Genomic DNA, 589 nt, shown 5'->3' with positions numbered 1-589 from the left:
ACACTTTTTAATACTATTAATTTATGGCGATTACTTTTAATTAAGTAATCGCCATTTTTTATTTAACTAAAAATTTGACTAAAAAACTAACGCTAATTTATTAACCCCTAAAAATTACCTGCTCAAATGTTACTATAATTGATAATTTTCTCTTTATCAATAAGACCTCTAACATAAACCTATCGTTCAATATTTTTCTTTTTTGTTCGTTAATATAGTTATGCTATATAAAGATGTAAAAGATTGTTCTGCAGAGATGTTCAAACGTCTTACACATGTAAAACCAACGACATTTATAGAGATGACATTGTTCGTTATCAACTATAAGCAAGCTCAGTGTAAGGATTCTAAACGTGGTAGACCATCTAAATTGTCAATAGAAGATTAACTGTTAATGTTACTGATGTACTATCGAGAGTATCGTACCTTTTTGCATATTAGTAAAAGCTATGGCATCAGTGAAATGCATTGTTGGCGTATTATTACAACAACAGAAAAGATACTACTACAATCACCATCCTTTCATTTGCCTGGCAAAAAGGCCTTGCATAATAGCGACAATAATTTTGAAGTAATAGTGGTTGATGTG

General features: G+C 29.9%; 1 protein-coding gene. It reads left to right on the top strand.

Features of this window, described 5'->3' with window-relative positions:
* Window positions 1-394: 394 nt before the first annotated feature.
* Window positions 395-589 (top strand): helix-turn-helix domain-containing protein (locus ACT9TX_RS18440; protein WP_481340587.1); only part of this gene is annotated, 195 nt, incomplete at its 3' end.

It is taken from the genome of Parasediminibacterium sp. HNIBRBA5674 (genome assembly GCF_056745525.1).
The sequence above is the reverse complement of the archived record's forward strand: the minus strand, read 5'-3'. Positions and strand labels throughout refer to the sequence as shown.